The organism is Paenibacillus sp. FSL R5-0341, assembly GCF_037975235.1.
Taxonomy (GTDB): Bacteria; Bacillota; Bacilli; order Paenibacillales; family Paenibacillaceae; genus Paenibacillus; species Paenibacillus amylolyticus_A.
In genome coordinates this window covers 4,793,159-4,810,422 of the sequence record NZ_CP150241.1, presented here as the reverse complement: position 1 = coordinate 4,810,422, position 17,264 = coordinate 4,793,159, and the positions used below count along the sequence as shown (strand labels likewise).

General features: G+C 44.4%; 16 protein-coding genes. 9 read left to right on the top strand and 7 right to left on the bottom strand.

Features of this window, described 5'->3' with window-relative positions; all coding sequences use genetic code 11:
- Positions 1–94 precede the first annotated feature (94 nt).
- Positions 95–973, bottom strand: a complete 879-nt coding sequence (locus tag MKX75_RS21565) for a PhzF family phenazine biosynthesis protein (protein WP_339166761.1) — start codon at positions 971–973, stop codon at positions 95–97.
- A gap of 195 nt (positions 974–1,168) precedes the next feature.
- On the opposite strand from MKX75_RS21565, the gene MKX75_RS21560 reads away from it, so the two are divergent.
- The gene (locus MKX75_RS21560) at positions 1,169–2,095 is read left to right on the top strand and encodes an NADP-dependent oxidoreductase (RefSeq protein WP_339166760.1); all 927 of its coding nucleotides are present in this window, start codon (positions 1,169–1,171) and stop codon (positions 2,093–2,095) included.
- Here the strand turns inward: MKX75_RS21560 and MKX75_RS21555 are convergent.
- On the bottom strand, positions 2,079–2,714 hold the full coding sequence (locus tag MKX75_RS21555) for a type 1 glutamine amidotransferase family protein (RefSeq protein WP_339170548.1): 636 nt from the start codon (positions 2,712–2,714) through the stop codon (positions 2,079–2,081). The genes MKX75_RS21560 and MKX75_RS21555 overlap by 17 nt on opposite strands.
- Before the next feature lie 187 nt (positions 2,715–2,901).
- Here MKX75_RS21555 and MKX75_RS21550 point away from each other — a divergent pair, with 187 nt between their 5' ends.
- The gene (locus tag MKX75_RS21550; RefSeq protein WP_339166759.1) at positions 2,902–3,639 is read left to right on the top strand and encodes a cyclase family protein; all 738 of its coding nucleotides are present in this window, start codon (positions 2,902–2,904) and stop codon (positions 3,637–3,639) included.
- 220 nt (positions 3,640–3,859) lie between these two features.
- Here MKX75_RS21550 and MKX75_RS21545 read toward each other — a convergent pair whose 3' ends face one another.
- Complete coding sequence (locus MKX75_RS21545) at positions 3,860–4,180, bottom strand: winged helix-turn-helix transcriptional regulator (RefSeq protein ID WP_091028020.1); 321 nt, start codon at positions 4,178–4,180, stop codon at positions 3,860–3,862.
- Positions 4,181–4,371: 191 nt separating this feature from the next.
- Here MKX75_RS21545 and MKX75_RS21540 point away from each other — a divergent pair, with 191 nt between their 5' ends.
- The 3 genes from MKX75_RS21540 to MKX75_RS21530 all read left to right on the top strand — a co-directional run bounded on the left by MKX75_RS21540 (position 4,372) and on the right by MKX75_RS21530 (position 7,241).
- A complete protein-coding gene (locus MKX75_RS21540) occupies positions 4,372–5,805 on the top strand; it encodes an MDR family MFS transporter (protein ID WP_339170546.1) in 1,434 nt (477 codons plus the stop codon).
- Between the two features lie 258 nt (positions 5,806–6,063).
- A complete protein-coding gene (locus tag MKX75_RS21535; protein WP_339166757.1) occupies positions 6,064–6,738 on the top strand; it encodes a nitroreductase in 675 nt (224 codons plus the stop codon).
- A gap of 68 nt (positions 6,739–6,806) precedes the next feature.
- Positions 6,807–7,241 (top strand): hypothetical protein, encoded by a 435-nt coding sequence (locus MKX75_RS21530; protein WP_339166756.1) that lies wholly within the window; start codon positions 6,807–6,809, stop codon positions 7,239–7,241.
- An 89-nt stretch (positions 7,242–7,330) separates the two neighbouring features.
- Here the strand turns inward: MKX75_RS21530 and MKX75_RS21525 are convergent, their stop codons facing one another.
- The gene (locus tag MKX75_RS21525) at positions 7,331–7,531 is read right to left on the bottom strand and encodes a hypothetical protein (protein ID WP_026080945.1); all 201 of its coding nucleotides are present in this window, start codon (positions 7,529–7,531) and stop codon (positions 7,331–7,333) included.
- Between the two features lie 180 nt (positions 7,532–7,711).
- Between MKX75_RS21525 and MKX75_RS21520 the strand changes: the two genes are divergently transcribed.
- The 3 genes from MKX75_RS21520 (at position 7,712) to MKX75_RS21510 (ending at position 10,408) form a co-directional block, all read left to right on the top strand.
- Positions 7,712–8,167 carry a hypothetical protein gene (locus tag MKX75_RS21520; RefSeq protein WP_339166755.1) on the top strand — a complete coding sequence of 152 codons (456 nt, stop codon included), beginning with the start codon at positions 7,712–7,714 and terminating at the stop codon, positions 8,165–8,167.
- Between the two features lie 479 nt (positions 8,168–8,646).
- Positions 8,647–9,705 (top strand): ROK family protein, encoded by a 1,059-nt coding sequence (locus tag MKX75_RS21515; RefSeq protein ID WP_339166753.1) that lies wholly within the window; start codon positions 8,647–8,649, stop codon positions 9,703–9,705.
- Positions 9,706–9,763: 58 nt separating this feature from the next.
- Complete coding sequence (locus MKX75_RS21510; RefSeq protein ID WP_339166752.1) at positions 9,764–10,408, top strand: sugar O-acetyltransferase; 645 nt, start codon at positions 9,764–9,766, stop codon at positions 10,406–10,408.
- A 60-nt stretch (positions 10,409–10,468) separates the two neighbouring features.
- Here MKX75_RS21510 and MKX75_RS21505 read toward each other — a convergent pair whose 3' ends face one another.
- The 3 genes from MKX75_RS21505 to MKX75_RS21495 all read right to left on the bottom strand — a co-directional run bounded on the left by MKX75_RS21505 (position 10,469) and on the right by MKX75_RS21495 (position 15,332).
- Positions 10,469–12,289, bottom strand: coding sequence for an ABC transporter substrate-binding protein (locus tag MKX75_RS21505; RefSeq protein ID WP_339166751.1), 1,821 nt, complete (start codon positions 12,287–12,289; stop codon positions 10,469–10,471).
- 73 nt (positions 12,290–12,362) lie between these two features.
- Positions 12,363–13,877, bottom strand: coding sequence for an ABC transporter permease (locus MKX75_RS21500; protein ID WP_339166750.1), 1,515 nt, complete (start codon positions 13,875–13,877; stop codon positions 12,363–12,365).
- Between the two features lie 12 nt (positions 13,878–13,889).
- Positions 13,890–15,332, bottom strand: coding sequence for an ABC transporter permease (locus tag MKX75_RS21495; protein ID WP_339166749.1), 1,443 nt, complete (start codon positions 15,330–15,332; stop codon positions 13,890–13,892).
- A 142-nt stretch (positions 15,333–15,474) separates the two neighbouring features.
- On the opposite strand from MKX75_RS21495, the gene MKX75_RS21490 reads away from it, so the two are divergent.
- Positions 15,475–17,226 carry an ABC transporter ATP-binding protein gene (locus MKX75_RS21490; protein ID WP_339166748.1) on the top strand — a complete coding sequence of 584 codons (1,752 nt, stop codon included), beginning with the start codon at positions 15,475–15,477 and terminating at the stop codon, positions 17,224–17,226.
- The last annotated feature ends 38 nt before the right edge of the window (positions 17,227–17,264 follow it).

Here is a 17,264-nt window from a genome sequence, read left to right as displayed (position 1 = left end):
CCTTGAAATTCCTTCGTATAGATCGTTTTCATAGCCTGCGTACTTTACGTACCCTCCGTATCCTAAGTACCCTGAGTATGTAAAACACCTCCCATTAAGGGAGGTGAATTTGGATATTTTCGATATGAACGGCGCTACCGCCAACCTGAATCTGCGTGATGTCATTAGAGCTACCCAGAGTTAATCTGGCTCGGATCTCGGAGGGGCGGTTCATGGTATACCCTTGTCTGATCATATACGTATGTTGATGAGGATCTGCGAGTTGGTTGTACTGATGTAAATAACAGAGCATTGCACCATTGGATGTGCCCGTTGCACTCTCTTCCGGTATATCATAAAGCGGTGCAAAATTGCGGCATTCTGCCAGAACGTCCGTAGCATCTGGTTCGAGTGTAAACACATGATAACCTACGGCATGATGAGCCTTGCATATTTCAGTGATCCGCTGGAAGTCAGGGTCGATTTTGGTCAGAACATCAACATCTCTAACGGCTATCAAGATATCGGGTAGACCGGTAGATACGATCTGTACAGGTAGTTCGGAATGCAAATCCCCCATAGAAATACGTAACGAATCGGCAATCTGCTGTCGATCCACGATCTTCCCAAACTCAGGCAACGTCTGAGACAGATAGACTTCTCCATTGACTTCGATAACTATCTCAAGAATTCCCGCCAGTGTCTCCAATGTATATGTACCAACATCAACGAGCTGCTGTGTCTTCATTAGATAAAATAAAGCAATTGTTGCATGCCCGCATAGATCGACTTCATCACTTGGGGTGAAGTAACGCACTTTGAAATCAGCCTGATCCGATGGCATAACAAATGCTGTCTCTGAAAAACCGACTTGTCTGGCAATCTCCTGCATCTGGGATTCAGATAAATGCGCTGCTTGTAGAACAACGCCTGCGGGGTTTCCGCCAAGAACCTTGTCCGAAAATGAATGTAATGTACTTACTTCTACTTCCATCGTGTTACCTCGCTTGTTCAGTTATTGGCTAAAGGTTAAACCTAATCGATAATCGACATTATATCACGGTTCCTGGTCTAAATTGCGTTCTCAACCTGTAGTGATTTCTTGTATGGATAGGTCAAGTGATCGCCGGGAAAGGGTAATGAAGGGAGAGAGCATAACGATAATCCAATGGAAAGGCTGGGATCTCTAATGAAAGCAATTGTGATTGAGGAATTTGGTGGAGCTGAACAATTGAAAGAACAGGAAGTAGCCAAGCCAGCATGTGGAGTGAATCAGGTGCTAATTCGAACGCATGCCACGTCGGTCAATCCGGTGGATTTCAAAATCAGACAAGGCGATATGAAAGAAGCAGTTGAGAATTTTCCGTTGATTCTGGGCGGTGATGTTGCAGGGACGGTGGCTGAAGCTGGCTCGAATGTCACGCGTTTCAGAGAAGGTGATCGGGTGTTTGCGCGTCCTCGTCAATTCGGAACCTATGCAGAATATGTTGCTGTCGATGCGGACATTATTGCCCGTATACCGGAGAAACTGAGTTTCGAGGAAGCGGCAGCGATCCCGCTGGCAGCGATGACGGCCTGGCAGGCCCTTGTGGATCATGGAAGGTTAGCCAAAGGACAGAAGGTACTCATTCATGCTGGCGCAGGTGGAGTGGGAACATATGCCATTCAGATTGCCAAGTCCCTCGGTGCTGAAGTGGCGTCCACGGCGAGTGAATCGAATGAAGCATTGCTTCGCTCGTTGGGTGTGGATCATTTTATTAATTATAAAAAAGAAGATTTCTCGGAGATTCTCTCCGGTTATGATGTTGTACTCGATACGATGGGCGGCGATATTCAGCGCGACAGCTTCAAGGTGCTGAAGTCTGGTGGCCATCTGGTATCTCTGGTGGAACAACCGGATGAGAAGCTTGCCAAGGAGGCCGGAGTAACGGCCAACGTCTTCATGATGGAGCCCAAAGGGGATCAACTGGATCAGCTGGCTGAACTGGCTGCGGAAGGCAAGCTCAAATCGATTATTGATGGAACATACCCGCTAACTCAACAGGGATTAAGGGAAGCACATGAGAAGAGTGAAACCCATCATACCCGCGGGAAACTCGTTATTCAGGTGCAATAGAATTCATTAGCTCGTAGAAGTATTTTGGCTCAAGGGTCTGATACAGATTGTACCAGGCCTGTAATGTTTCTGGTGCAAATACATCCAGTCTCTTCAGTACATGCATCGTAAATTCTAACGGAGCTATGCCTGATGCAGTAACTACATTTCCATCGGTTACTGCTGGCTCCGTTTCATAATATGTTTCTCCAGTATAATCTGGGCATATCATCTTCAGGTATTCTAAATCATTACTTGTATGCTGTCTGGAGTCCAGTAACCCCATTTTTGCAAGTCTAACGGTGGCACCACAAATCGCCGCAATAACTGTACCTTCTTCTATAGAGGCAGTAACTTTTTTCAGTAGAGGATCATGGATGGTGTCCATCCAAGTGTTTCCTCCTGGAAGAATGATGACATCGTTACTTTTCAATGCACATTCATCAATAGAAATATGAGGAAGGATGTTCAATCCGCCCATGGTAGTTACCGGATGTTTATCTACGCCTACGGTTACGACCTGTAAAGGCTCAATACCTTTCCTGAAATACCTTCCCGAGTTCAGTTCAGCAGTTAAATAACCTACCTCCCAGTCTGACATCGTATCGAATACATATAAATATACGTTCCTCGTTTGCATCATACACTCTCCTTTTGTTATTCATGATTGATTGGATTACTCTCGTATTATAAAAAAACTTTACTGACAACTACGGTCAGTAAAGTTTATAAATTTGATATTTAACAGATAGGGACTGCTCCCCAATTGTGGTGGAATAAGATATAATAGGAGAAATTTATTCCATTCTGTGCATGAGGTGATTAGGATGTCCAACGAACTCATTCAAGCCATTCAATTATTGAAAGAAAAGAAGTGGGTGGATCTGACCCATACATTTGGACCGGAATCTCCACATTTTTCAGCTTTTGATGCTGCACAATTTGATACCCTGTTTGATCACGATCAAGGTTTCTTTGCCCAGAGCTTCAGGTTCCCGGGTCAGTACGGGACGCATCTTGATGCGCCGATTCACTTCGTTCGGGATACCCGCTATCTCGATGAATTGGGTTTAAAGGAGCTTGTACTACCGCTTGTGGTCATTGACCAGTCCGCTGAAGTTCAGAACAATCCGGATTTCACACTGGATGTGGAGCACATTCTTGAATTTGAAAGAGAGCATGGTGTGATAGAAGCTGGAAGTTTCGTAGCCTTACGTACAGATTGGAGCAAACGCTGGCCTAACCATGAAGCATTTGATAACAAGGATGATGAGGGCAACAGTCATGCACCTGGATGGTCGGTTAGTGCGCTTATGTTTTTATTTGAGGAGAGAAAAGTACAAGCTATTGGGCATGAAACCTTTGACACGGATTCAGCTGTGGATTATCAGAAGAATGGGGCACTTCTCGCAGAATATTATGTACTTGCTCAGGATACATATCAGGTTGAGTTGTTAACAAACCTGGATCAGGTGCCAGCTAAAGGCGCGGTAATCTTCAACATTGTACCGAAGGCGGATAAAGCATCTGGCTTTCCAGTCCGATCATTTGCCATTTTGCCATAAAACGGGGTAGATCAAAAGCTGAAATAGATAAATCAGGCACAGAACTCAGAATGATACTCAAGTAGACAGCCGGCTAAATAGTCGGCTGTTTTTCAGTTAAACTAACGGGCAGTTTAGTTGAACAAGAGTGAATAAAAAATCTGCTAAAATTGATAAATGAGTGGGATTAGGTTATTTGTTGAAAAATCTTTAATCTTTTTTTATATAAAGTTATCGATTCTTATTCTAAATTGTAATCTCCCCACTTGCACATAGTTTGAAGGATTGGTAAAAATCCCTTACCAAGAGGGGTTAAACAATATTCGACTCTTGGTGGAACCTCTTTATAAATTTCACGATGTAGGAGTCCGTCACTTTCTAACTCTCTGAGCTGCTTCGTTAGCATCGATTGCGTAATATCCGGAAAAACACGATTTATCTCCCCAAACCTTCTAGTTTCCTCAGCAATATACCATAAGATCGATAATTTCCACTTCCCTGCAACTATTTTTTGTACTTTATTTAGTCCACAATCAGACGAATACTTGTTGTTGTGATACATATTTTCCCCTCCAAAATAAATATACAGGTTCTTAGAAGCGTGTAATAACTCATTAGTATTGTTTTTTATAGTATGTTCTAAAAATGATCGTACTTGTTTAAAGTAAGATACTTTAATAAGATTACGGAGCGAAACAATATGGTAATTATACTTTATATATGATGGAGGAATAAAGGTTGAAATCTTTGGAGATGAAAAAATACAATACGAGTGCGATTATGGCAGCTTTGCTTATATGTGGTTTTTTCGGCTATCTAAGCGAAACTGCCATCAATATTGCAATGACTAATTTGATGGAAGTATTCCAAATCTCGGCTGCGACGGTACAGTGGTTAACGACGGGCTACATGTTGACGATAGGCATTTTAACGCCAATAAGCGCAATGTTGTTGCAGATGTTTTCTACGAGAAAGCTCTTCACAGTTTCGCTCATCAGTTTAATCGTGGGTACATTAATCGCGGCGTTGGCGTTTAATTTTGAAATGTTGATGTTCAGTCGAATTTTACAGGCAGTAGGCATGAGCACATTGATCCCACTATTGTTCAATACAATTCTCGTCATCTATCCGCAGAATAAACGGGGAGCGGCGATGGGGTTAGTCGGGCTTGTTACCATGTTCGCCCCAGCGCTCGGACCGACCTTTGGGGGGCTGGTAGTCGGATATTTAACATGGCAGTATATTTTCTGGTTCTCACTTCCATTTTTAGTCGTAGGATTGTTGATGGGGTTGAAGTATTTGGAGAACGTTACCGATGTCAAAAAGCAGCGGATTGATTTACTGTCTGTGTTGTTGTCAACGATTGGATTCGGCGGAGTTGTTTTTGGCTTTAGTCAAGTAGGCGAAGGATCTGAAGGCTGGGGGAATCCGGTTGTGATCACTTCAATCATTGTCGGCCTCATCGCACTGGTGCTGTTCGTGTTGCGTCAGAACGTTATGAGTAGTCCGATGATGAACCTGAGCGTGTTCAAGTATCCGATGTACGTTGTTGGGCTGATTCTGGTAGCGTTATGCCCGATGATTTTTATGACGACCCTGATTATCCTGCCGATGTTTCTGCAGACGGGCGCCGGATTGTCTCCGTTCACTGCGGGACTCATGCTTTTACCGGGTAGTGCGCTTTTCGGTCTACTCTCCCCGCGCATAGGGCACTTATTCGATAAACATGGGCCAAAATGGCTCGTTATCCCCGGATTTGTGATCGTTTCAGTCATGTTATGGCTCTTCACTACGCTATCTCCTGCTTCTTCAATCGCCTTTATGGTGGCTGTGCACATAGGGCTCTCTATTGGGACAGCCTTGATCTTAATGCCTGCTCAAACGCACGCGCTAAATCAATTGCCGCCAGACTTGTACCCGCACGGTACGGCAGTCATAAACACATTGCCGCAGGTTACGGGGGCGATCGGAATTGCTGTAGCTGTCAGTATCCTTATGGGCAGTATGGATAAATACCTCCACGGCTTCTCGGCTCTTGCCAAACAGGTCGAGATGGCAAACGCGATGTCGGCAGGAGCATACAACGTATTTGTGTACATGATTATCCTGGCTCTAATTGGCTTGGTCACAGCGTTCTTCATTCGCCGCGGCGTAGTCAACCGTAAAGAGGTGCATTCGCAACATTAATGTTTTGTTAGCGAATCCCTTATTGGTGCTTGTGAAGAACGTTTACACAAAATGGTAGGGACCTCTATTTATCCATAAGTACAAAAAAGTGTACTAAGGCAATTTAAATTGCCCTCTTCCAAAAGATGAGCAATGATTTTATTCTAGAAGATGAATGTAACAAAAACAATCAATACAATTCAATCATATCCAAATAAGCATGGATTTATCAAAAGCATTATGTGAAGAAACATCGAAAAACAAGAGGAGGTTACACTAATGACTATTAAATCTTTTCAAGAAGTTGTACGCTCTCGACAATCTGTGCGTCAATTTCTCTCTACACCCGTTAAGGAAGAAGTGATTCGTGAGGTTCTCGAAGATGCTCAATATACACCGTCTAATTGCAATACGCAGCCTTGGAATGTTCATATTGTTTCAGGTGATAAGAAGGATGAATTGAGTGAAGCTTTGTTACGCGCGAATGAGGAAGGGAATCATACACCAGATTTTACATTTGATATGAACGCCTTTTACGGCCGATATGGCGAACGCAAAAATACGCATGGAAAAGCTTATTATGAATCACAAGAAATAGCACGAGAAGATTACAAAGGTCGCAAGCAGGCAGCTGCACAAAATTATAATTTTTTTAATGCACCCCATGTTGCTTTCTTATTTATGCCTTCATTTGGAGATAATGTGCGTGTCGCATCTGATATTGGAATGTATGGTCAGTCATTTCTACTAGCGCTTGAGGCACGTGGGATAGGCGGTATTCCCCAGACAGCATTAGGCTTTTCTGCTGATACTGTCCGTGAAGTTCTTGGAGTATCGGGCGAACTAAAATTATTATTTGGAATATCATTTGGTTACCCAGACAAAGAAGCACCAGTAAATGGTTTGCGGATGGGTCGTGACTCAATCGAGGACAGTGTGACATTCCATCGTTAAACAAAATCTATAAATTGGTTATATAATCAACAATCCCTTCTTCAAACTTAATTGGAGGACTCCAGGCTTTGCTGGAACAGATTTCGGTTAAACGTTTCATGTTTAATGGCACAACCAGTGGTAAAGAAAACTTTGATAAATTACTGGACACAGCCATGGGACGGAACATTCCTCTATACGCCATTCAGCAGGGCATGTCCTATAAGGCTGATAAGGAGACGAGTTTACATTTTATAGCTCCAGATCTGGCACACATGGAAGTAGAAGCTTCAGGCAGTTTGCCTGTGTCTGAACACCAGAATCATGATTCCGTTGTCTTTTTGCTGGAAATGGCCGGGGCTTCCTTGTTGTTCACCAGGGATATGGATGCTGCGGCCGAACAGGACGTGCTCTATATGATTCAAGATGGCTCATTGGCGGCCCAGTTTGAACAGAAAGGTGCAGATCTTGGAGTTAATGAGGGGGGGGGCACAAAGGGTACTTATACATCCGTTGCAGATTAATTCAAATGATGGATCAGCCTAACAAACAAACTAAATAATTCAAATATGTAAATAGCAAGGGAGGCGTATTCCGCCTCCTTTTTATGTTGTTACTTTTGATCCGAGTGTGGATCTTGATTAAATCTTTGGGAGATTTTTTTCTCTGTTTTCTTACGCCGTATCCAGCGCTTGAGTATGCCTTCTTCTTTGCGTTCTTGCAGTGTTTCCTTCAAACCTTGAATCATGAATTCCGATCTTCGTCTGTCATCCCGACTAATCTCGCGTAATTCCTTAATAAATTTGTCGTCCATATCTGCCTCTCGCTTATTCAGGATAATCCCATTATACCGAACGTACGTTCTTTTATCAAGTTTTACCATTACGAATGATTTTCAAGGCCTATATAGTGAAAAGAAGCACAGGAACAATTCGCAGTTTGTGTGAGAATGATACTGGAGGGTTTGTGAAACGAGAGAAGGAAGGAGCAATTCATGATGAAGCAGCGTATAGGCAGATCGTGGTTACTCATTTTGATGCATGGAATGCTGGGGCTTGGGGCGATTGTTGGAGGCGTCATTTTAATCATGGACCCATCCGGAAGTATGGTGAATTTGCCCGAATCTTTGTTGCGGAATTCCCCATTTTCCAGTTTTCTGTTTCCGGGAATCATCCTATTGCTGGTTCTTGGCGTGATGCCCATAATGATTGCAATCTCGCTCTTACGCTATGTTCATTGGGGGCTTGGTGAGAGACTGAATCTCTATTCTGACCGCTACTGGGCTTGGACGTTTTCCTTGTACACGGGTTTTGCTCTCATCATCTGGATTATGGTGCAGGTGTACTGGATTCAGGATGTCTCCCTCATTCACTTGGTCTATTTTGCATGGGGAGTGGGTATTCAGGTTGTGACCTTATTACCTGGCATACAGGGAAAATACTCGAAATAAATAGCGCTCTAATGATATAAAAGTAGCTGTCGTCAGGATCAAATACATGATCTTGGAGGCAGCTATTTACTATTGGCACTGAGATAATGCGTTTTAAATAATACTTCCCACTTGTTTAAAAGGACTCGGACAAATCATATTGACAAAAAAGGATCATTCTCACATACTTACGATATAAACTTTATAAAGTATATTTATTAACTGATTACAGAATCGCTCAACCGCAAAATCATGATTCGAAGGAAACAGGGAGGTGAGCATGGATGGTCTACGTTATTATGGCAGTTATAATTTGGGTGGGTACCTATGCATGTATGGTCTTGTCAAAGCAGCCGATAGAAGTGAAACCTGTGAAGTCGATGGATGATTTGTTTGAGTAAACCAGAGTAGCTCTGACAATTTCGATTCTTTGTCCGCACGAAGGAACCCAAAGGTTCGAGTAAGGTATTATGTTGTGCTATGATATGGAGTAAAATTACATGCATACCATTGCTTTGGCTCGATTGAACCAGAGTAGAAACGAGAGGGTTATGAAAAAAGCCAATGCTACAATGATGAAATACATCAATATGAATAATGTGCGTGAAGTTATGCAGCAGATCGAGACGGCGACCAAACCGCAATTAGCTTCACTAACCAATCTTAGTGTTGTTACCATTAATGCACTGATCCAGGAATTATGTGATGGCGGAGAGTTGTTCCAAGATAAAGTGGTTCCCTCTAACGGCGGTCGTCCTGCTCAGGCATATCGATATAATTATAATTTCAAGCTTGCTTTGGTTCTTTACATCAAAGAGATGAAAGGCCAGGAATTGATTTCGGCAACGGTCATGAATCTGGAGAATAAAGTTGTGTTGAAGGAAGCGAGCGTCTTGCCTGCTTTCGATAAACGGCATGTGCTGCAACTTATCGCGCGTTTCATTGCGGAGTATCCTTCCATTAATATGATCGGCATCGGTATTCCGGGGCAAGCCGTGGATGGGGACATCACGGTGAGCAGTCATGAAGAGCTTATCCATTCACATCTAATACGGGAGATCGAGAGCGAGTTCCAACTGAAAGTTCTCGTGGAAAATGACGTTAATGCAGCGATTAGCGGATACTGTACACAGCATGCAGATATGAAGCAACAGAGTGTAGCAGGCATTTATTTTCCGAACCGATATCCACCGGGTATGGGCATGATGTTGAATGGACAGATGATCCGCGGGAATAAAGGGATGTTTGGTGAGATTAAGTATCTTCCGTATTCACCTGATTGGAAAAGTGACATGAGCAAAGATGATTTTGTAGTGCAGGTATGTCATATTCTGCAAACGATTAATGCCGTCGTTGCTCCGCACCAGATTGTCATTTATCAGGAACGTGTGGAGAGAGAAGAGCTGGATTTGGCATGGAAACAGTACGGGAAGCATCATCCCATGCCATCATTGCCGGAGATTGTACATCAGGACTCGTTCCAACATGATTTTGATGCTGGGTTACGAGGAATGGTGCTTCAGGCGTTGAAGTCAGGCATTCTATCAGAAGCCTTATAACCCACAGGCCATGTCTGTGGCTTTTATTTGATAAGCTAACTCTTGTAGAGGAGGATTCATGATGCGTGAAGAAGAGAGAATCATGAAGGGCGTATTGTTCAGTCCAAGTGATCCGGAATTAAAGAGCATCAAAAGACAGGCCCATAATCTCAGTCAGCGTTACAGTCAGACCTTTGAAGAACAGACTGAGGAAAGGAATCAGATATTGCAACAGCTGCTGGGAGAGATTGGAGAAGGCGGATTCATGCAAGGCCCCATCTTCTTTCATTATGGTGTGCATACCCGGATAGGCGACCACTTCTTCGGTAATTACAATCTGACGATACAAGACGACGCGCAAGTGACGATCGGGGATTATACCAGTTTTGGACCCAACGTTACGATTGTTACTCCCGTTCACCCCATGATTGCCCGTGAGCGGCGACAGATGTTGGACCAGAACGGTGATGTGAAGTCGCTATGTTATGCCAAACCGGTCACGATTGGAAACGATGTATGGATCTCGGCAAACGTCACAGTGTGCGGAGGCGTAACGATTGGAGACGGATGTGTCATCGGAGCAGGTAGTGTGGTGACGCGTGATATTCCACCGCATTCTTTTGCGGCAGGCGTACCGTGCAGCGTTATTCGCAAAATTACGGAAGAGGACAGCATGCGGAATTTCCCCGATGTTCTGGCAGATTGCCGTGTGCTGGAAGAATAAAAAAGGCTGCCATCAGGATCAAATACATGATCTTGATGGCAGCCTTTTGTTGTTATACGTTTACTTGGAAGCGTTATAGTTGCTCAAGAACTCTTTTACTTTTGCAGGATCAGCTTTCAATTCATTCCCGGTCTGAACGAGCGGGCTTACTGTAGAGTATGCTTTGAGTTTGTTGTTCTTGTAGAAACTCAAAATCTCATCTTGATTAATGGAGTACAGCACGGCTTTTCTCAGGTCACTGCTCTTGGCAACCTCGCGATTGGCCGTGTTGAACAACAGATAGGAGACAGCGTTACTTGGAAGACTTTGCAATTTCAGCTTGCTGTCATTTTCGATGATATCATACTTGGTTTCAGGTACACCGTAGTATAAGTGAATTTCACTGCTGCGAAGAGCAGAGAGGGCACTGTCTGCATCCGCGATGAACCGGACATTGACCTGAGCAATTTTTGGTGCATATTCAGTGCCTTTGCGATATCCCGGATTTTGCAAGAATACTGCTTCATAGTCATTTTTGTAAGACAAAATGTAAGGTCCGCTAGTATAAAGGGTGTTATTGTATGCTGCGCCTTCAGTCACCGTGTTCTGGTCACCGTAAGGAATATCTTTATTCACGTCAAAGGAAGCTACATCATATGTGTTGATGCTCTCCACCTGTTTTTTGGACACGATACCCGCAGATTGGTGAGCCAGGTAGTTCAATACTTGTGGGAAAGGTTCAGTTGTTGTCAGTTTAACGACCTGATATTTACCTGCGCTATTATCTGCTTTGGTTTTGTCAGTCACGAGTTCCGAAATTTTGCTGCCCAATCCTTGTTCCAATGCTTCGAGAATTGTACCATTGCCACTGGATTGTTTAATGGATTGCAATGCACTCAGATCCGTTACAACCTCAGCTTCTTTGATGTGTTCATGCAAACTGTACGTCCGGTGATCCGGAACGGAATCTTTGTTTTTAGCACGATCCAGGGAGAAGATAACATCATCTGCACCGACACGTTCTCCTGTATCTACAGCTTTTTTGTTATCAATCTTCGCAAAGTTGATATCGTCTCTGAGGATGAAGTAGTAGTCCGAATTTCCTTCAGCAATACTGAAGTTATGAGACAATGATCCATCTGCTGTCAGCTGATCGTCGTCTGTCAAGTTAACGAGACGTACATACATATTGGTGTTTAACTGGTTAATGGAACCGTCGTTTCCTTTGATCGGATCAAGGGAAGTCAGTACGGATGCACTTTGCGTCAGAATCAACGGATCTTTGGCATTTTTGGAGCTGTCGTTGAACTCAATCGGTTCCCAAGCCATGGCGCGGGATTTAGAGAGACGAACGGTGTCGACATTCAGAATGTCTTTGTTCACAGCCTGACTTTTCAGGGAAATGTACAAAGGAGCGATGTACGCCTGATCCGTTACCAAACGATCTTCCAATTGTTTGTACGTGTCTTTGTATTCGTCTGGTGTTTGGGTAGCGGCCTGATCGATAAGTTTATCAATCTCCCCATCGGCGAGGATACTGTAATCGCCACCTGTTTTGAAAAGGGAACGCACCGCATAATCGGGATTTCCCGTTACTGTTGTCCAGCTGGACAAGGCAAGATCATAATTCCCTGCATCCTGCTGGGATTTGAAGCTGCCATAATCCGGCTGCAGGTTCAGCTTCACATTGAAGCCATTTTTAGTCAGCTGGTCGCGGACAATGTTTACATCATTTTCGGAAGAACTCATGGCGAGTAGTTCAATGTCTGCCGGTTTTTGCGCAGTTTCTGTTGTGTCCGCTGGTGCGGTCTCCGCCTGGGATTCGGTTTTCGTTTTTACACTGCAGCCGGAAATCACAATGACGAGAATTAATAGCAATGAGATGAGTGTACGTTTTTTCATGGGATTACCCTCCATATCTTGAATGTGTGATGTGTGAATTCTTTTTTATATATCATTCATTTCAATGAATCATTTAGGCCTTTTCCAGCTTGGGATCAAGCGCATCACGCAGACCGTCACCGAGAAAGTTAAACGAAAGAACCAGCAGAATAATAGCCAAGCCTGGATAAATCGCCAGATAAGAGTGGGTCTCCAGGTATGTACTGCCGAGCTTCAGAATGTTACCCCATTCCGGAATATGCGGCTCCACGCCGAGTCCTAGATAACTCAAACTGCTGGTAGCAATAACGGCTCCACCAATCGTGAGTGTGGACTTGATAATCATGGGCGCAAGGGAATTGGGAATAATGTGTTTGAAAATAATCGTACGATTGTTGTACCCCAGTGCACGTGCAGCTTCCACGAATTCAAAAGTAGATACATAGAGTACACTGGCTCTCATGGTACGGGCATACGTTGGAATTGAACCCAGACTCAGCGCCAGAATGAGATTGACCGTATTAGCTCCGAACGCTGCAATAATTGCAATGGCGAGCAGAATACCCGGAATTGCATAGAGAATATCGAGCAGCCGCATGATGATGTTATCCGTATGTCTTCCGTAGAAGCCGGAGAATGCTCCGAGGACTCCGCCGATCAACACAGGAATGATGGTCGACATGCAACCTACAATCAAGGAGATCCGGGCACCGAATACAATCCGGGAAAATAAACATCGTCCGAAGTCATCCGTTCCCAAGGGATACGCAAGGGAAGGCGGTTGAAGCAGAGCCGAGTAGTTATTTTCCACAGCCATGCTGTAGTCAAAGGTGAAGAAACTGCAGATCGATATCGAGAACAGAAAAATGATAAAAAACAAACCGGACATCGCAGTCATATTCGGAGCAAGGCGCTCCCACAGATCGTTCCAGAAGTTTGATTTTTGTTTCCCCTGTCTGCGAATGCGTCCGATGATGGAAATGCCGAGCAATAGGGCAAATACATTACCTGTGATCGAGGTCAGAATCAGTACTACACTGACACCGATCATCCAGCGAGGGAGGATCGAGGTCGCGTTATATCGGGATACGATAAGCAGTACGACCAGGTCGATCACCAGAATAAATATCAGCACCGCCATGGCTGGCAAAAAGTTGTCCGCCACATAAGGTTTGAAGATATTTAACGCCGATACACCGATCACGAACAGCTGGGTTAACAGCATGTACACCGCAAAGGTATACTCCACGTTCCTGGATTTTCGAATCAGATGAAAGGCGGCCGTTACGATAAATATATTGCCTGAAATGATAGCAAGTAGCTGAACCCAGGCTAACCTGCGAGTCAGAGCAGAGACCGTACCGTTACGGATCAAGTCTTTTCGAATCCGAAAGGTGATAACACTTTGGACCAGTGTGAAGAATAAGTAGATCCCAAGTATCGTTAGCAGAAATGGTTTGAACGTCTGCCCGCTCCAGTCGTAACTGTTGAACAGCAACAATGCAGTCAAGAGAAGGGACGTGACCCAGGCGAAGCTGGCCTGACTGTATTCGCGAGAAGACTTAAGCCGGAAACGCATTTCTTGTGTAAAGGAACCTGATTTTGTCATAGTACACCTGCTTTAATATTGTTTCATCTTGGAACGCACTCTTGGATCAATAAAAGCGTACAGCAGATCAACCGCTACATTAATAATGGAGATCGTAATCGCTGTGTAGATTACTCCGCCCATGATACTCGGAATATCGGGGATAAATTGCTTATCCACAATGTAACTACCGAGACCGCTGATATTAAACACTTTCTCCGTTACCGCTGCCCCACCCAGCATGGCTCCAAATTGAAGTCCAACCACAGTTACGATGGGAATCAATGCATTGCGTACAGCGTGTTTTAGCATGACCTGACGTTCGCTTAACCCCTTGGCACGGGCGGTCATGACATAATCCTCATGAATGACTTCCAGTGTAGAAGAACGGGTCATCCGAGCCACCGCAGCTGTGAGTCCCGTACCCAGAACAATGGTTGGCATAATAATCGACAGCCAGTTCTGCGGGTTGAATGTGGCGGGAAGCCACTGCATTTTGATCGAAAAGTTCAGAATGAAAATAAGTCCTTGCCAGAAATTCGGAATCGATAATCCAATCAGAGCAATAAACATGAAGGTGTAGTCGAACCACGAATTAGGCTTAATTGCAGAGATGATACCAATGGGTAATGCAATGACGAGTGCCAGTAGCAAGGAGATGACCGCCAGCGTCAATGTAATTGGAAACTTCCTTGCGATCGTTGCTGTGACATCTTCATTTCCTGCAAAAGACTTGCCAAGATCGAAGAAGGCAACTCCCTTGATATTGTTCCAAAGCTGTGTAAGATAAGGCTGATCCAAGCCATACACCTGATTGAATGCTGCAATCTGTTCCTGCGTCGCTGTCTCTCCGAGAATGTTAGCTGCCGGGTTAAACGGAGACAGATACAAAATCGTAAATACGAGTGTTGCTACGCCCAGAATGACGAATACCGTCATCAGTATTCTTTCAAATATGTACTTTAGATAAGGATTGCCATACAAAAACAAAATGCTATACATCAGACAGCCTGGAATAATGGATATCGCGAAAAACCATGGTTTTTCGATAAGGGTGTGGAACGTATCGGCCATTGTAAGTCGTTGATGTCCTTGTTCCTGAAGTATGCGGGACGTCCGCTCCTTCAACTCTGTCTGAACACTTTCTTCCAACCATTCCTCGGTCTGACGTGTGAATTCTCCCTCACTGACCTGCTGCTGGAAAAAACGATGTTTGCGACGCAGCTGTTCTTCGACTTCCAACTTAAGCTTGTTCCGGTAGGAAGAAGCGAGCAGTTCTTGCTCAGCTGCCTGCCTGGCAGCTACCCAGCCGTCATTTTTTCGATTCGAACGCCATATTAGAAACACGACCAAATTGATCGGTAATCCAAGAATGAACAGAACATATCGGTAGGAAGGATGAAGCAGCATTTTGCCATAAATAAAACTTAAATTGTGTACCAACCGCGAGAGTCTGCTGCTTTCTGCAAGATTCAAACCAAGCGTGCCTCCTTTCATTCAGGTTTAAATTGCATTATTCCGATTGATATAGTATATATTATTTAGGGTCTAAACAATTGTCAAGGTAATAATTGTATACATATGTGTATGTGAAAAATGGATGAGAGCTGGTGATGGCATGGAACCTTTACTGAAAGTTAATGATCTATCTGTCTCGTTTCACTCTGGAGAGAGTGAGTTTCAGGCAGTGGGAGAAGTGAGTTTTGAAGTACGAAAAGGCGAGACGTTGGGCATTGTAGGAGAATCGGGCAGCGGAAAAAGTGTAACAGCACGTTCTATCATGAGGCTGCTTGCATCGCCGCCCTCACAGATGAAAAAAGGGGAGATTCTATTTAAAGGAGTCGACCTCGCCAATAAAACGCAGAAAGAGATGGAGAGCATCCGTGGACGTGATATTGGCATGATCTTTCAGGATCCGATGAGTTCCCTTAATCCGACTATTAAAGTGGGTAAACAGATCTCCGAGAGTCTGATCAAACATCAGAAAGTGTCCAAAAGGGAAGCCAAGAAGCAGGCGATTGCCATGATGGAGCGGGTGGGGATAACTCGCAGCGAAATACGCTACAACCAATATCCGCACGAATTCTCCGGAGGCATGCGTCAGCGGGTCATGATCGGTATTGCACTCGCTTGTCGTCCTGAATTGCTCATTGCCGATGAGCCGACAACCGCACTTGACGTTACGATTCAGGCACAGATTCTTAATTTGATGAAAGATATGCAGGACCAACTGGGTACATCGATTATCCTGATTACACATGATCTGGGCGTAGTGGCAGGTATGTGCGATCGGGTTGTTGTTATGAAGGAAGGACAGATTGTGGAAACGGGGACTACAACAGAGATTTTTGCTAACCCCAAACATCCATATACGATCAGACTTCTGAATGCATTACCACGTCTGGATCAGAAAAAAAAGCCGAAACCCGTATCCTTGGTCCCTAGAGATCTGGAAGACGATCAGCCGTTACTTGAGGTGAAATCGCTCAGACAACATTTTAATCTGGGTAAAGGTAATACCTTAAAGGCTGTTAATGATATCAGTTTCCATATTCGTCAAGGAGAGACACTCGGCGTTGTGGGGGAATCCGGCAGCGGAAAATCAACCACGGGGCGTGCCATTCTGCGATTGCATGAGCCAACAGGTGGAGATGTGCTGTTTAAGGGAGTCCCGCTTAATCGTTTGTCCGCTTCGGAGATGAAGACAATGCGCAGACATATGCAGATTATTTTCCAGGACCCCTATGCATCTCTGAATCCCAAAATGAGAATTATGGATATCATTGGAGAAGCCCTTGATATTCATCAGCTTGCAGGTACTGCCGCTCAGCGGGAGAAGCGGGTGGAGGAATTGCTGGAGATGGTGGGTCTCGATCCCACCCATGCGCAGCGTTATCCGCATGAATTCTCGGGTGGACAGAGGCAGCGGATCGGCATTGCAAGAGCTCTGGCTGTGGAGCCGGAATTCATCGTATGTGATGAGCCGTTGTCTGCACTGGATGTATCGATACAAGCTCAGATCGTACAATTGCTTGAAGAGTTACAGCAGCGACTCGGATTGACGTATCTCTTCATCGCGCATGACTTGTCCATGGTTAAACATATCAGTGACCGAGTGGCTGTCATGTATAACGGGAAAATTGTGGAGCTTGCAGAGAGCGAAGAACTGTATTCCAACCCGCAACATGCCTACACCAAGGCATTGCTGTCTGCTATTCCTGTGCCTGATCCGGAGGTAGAAGCGAAGAAAAAGAGACATGTTGTCAAAGAAACCGCTAGAGAAAATGTTGAAGTAGAGGACCGTTATAATCTGGAACATTCCAGATGGGTAGAAGTCAAGGATGGACATTGGGTCGCAATATCTAGTTAGTAAATGCAACATATAGTCTTTTTCAAATACAAAAGAAC

Coding starts and splice junctions, on each gene's coding strand:
- MKX75_RS21565 (WP_339166761.1), bottom strand. CDS start 973: ATGGAAGTAGAAGTAAGTACATTACATTCATTTTCGGACAAGGTTCTT.
- MKX75_RS21560 (WP_339166760.1), top strand. CDS start 1,169: ATGAAAGCAATTGTGATTGAGGAATTTGGTGGAGCTGAACAATTGAAA.
- MKX75_RS21555 (WP_339170548.1), bottom strand. CDS start 2,714: ATGCAAACGAGGAACGTATATTTATATGTATTCGATACGATGTCAGAC.
- MKX75_RS21550 (WP_339166759.1), top strand. CDS start 2,902: ATGTCCAACGAACTCATTCAAGCCATTCAATTATTGAAAGAAAAGAAG.
- MKX75_RS21545 (WP_091028020.1), bottom strand. CDS start 4,180: ATGTATCACAACAACAAGTATTCGTCTGATTGTGGACTAAATAAAGTA.
- MKX75_RS21540 (WP_339170546.1), top strand. CDS start 4,372: ATGAAAAAATACAATACGAGTGCGATTATGGCAGCTTTGCTTATATGT.
- MKX75_RS21535 (WP_339166757.1), top strand. CDS start 6,064: ATGACTATTAAATCTTTTCAAGAAGTTGTACGCTCTCGACAATCTGTG.
- MKX75_RS21525 (WP_026080945.1), bottom strand. CDS start 7,531: ATGGACGACAAATTTATTAAGGAATTACGCGAGATTAGTCGGGATGAC.
- MKX75_RS21520 (WP_339166755.1), top strand. CDS start 7,712: ATGATGAAGCAGCGTATAGGCAGATCGTGGTTACTCATTTTGATGCAT.
- MKX75_RS21515 (WP_339166753.1), top strand. CDS start 8,647: ATGCATACCATTGCTTTGGCTCGATTGAACCAGAGTAGAAACGAGAGG.
- MKX75_RS21510 (WP_339166752.1), top strand. CDS start 9,764: ATGATGCGTGAAGAAGAGAGAATCATGAAGGGCGTATTGTTCAGTCCA.
- MKX75_RS21505 (WP_339166751.1), bottom strand. CDS start 12,289: ATGAAAAAACGTACACTCATCTCATTGCTATTAATTCTCGTCATTGTG.
- MKX75_RS21500 (WP_339166750.1), bottom strand. CDS start 13,877: ATGACAAAATCAGGTTCCTTTACACAAGAAATGCGTTTCCGGCTTAAG.
- MKX75_RS21490 (WP_339166748.1), top strand. CDS start 15,475: ATGGAACCTTTACTGAAAGTTAATGATCTATCTGTCTCGTTTCACTCT.